This is a genomic window from Scytonema sp. PCC 10023, assembly GCF_963920835.1.
Lineage (GTDB): Bacteria > Cyanobacteriota > Cyanobacteriia > Cyanobacteriales > Nostocaceae > Kalymmatonema.
The window spans coordinates 1-225 of sequence record NZ_CAWUDP010000431.1 but is presented as its reverse complement, the minus strand read 5'-3'; the positions used below and the strand labels follow the sequence as shown (position 1 = coordinate 225).

Here is a 225-nt window from a genome sequence, read left to right as displayed (position 1 = left end):
CTGGCCACGACAGCGCTGAACTGCACGTCCTGACACAGGTCGCCCTGGCAGCTCTGGAAGAAGACGGCCCAGGTCAGGCCCGCATTATTGACCGCAAAATAGGTCTGGCCGTCCGCCGTCTGCACAGGCCCGACCTGGCCGCCCAATCCCGTCAGCCAGGCGCTGACGTCTGCGGCGCGCAGACCGCTGGATGCAGGCGCGGCGGCTGGAGTCTGGGCCATCGCA

The 225-nt window shown here is 68.0% G+C and carries 1 protein-coding gene; it reads right to left on the bottom strand.

Going from position 1 to position 225, the window contains the following annotated elements; all coding sequences use genetic code 11:
• Nucleotides 1-225: hypothetical protein (locus tag ACM0OZ_RS49475; protein WP_414590260.1), on the bottom strand; the 225-nt coding region annotated here is incomplete at both ends.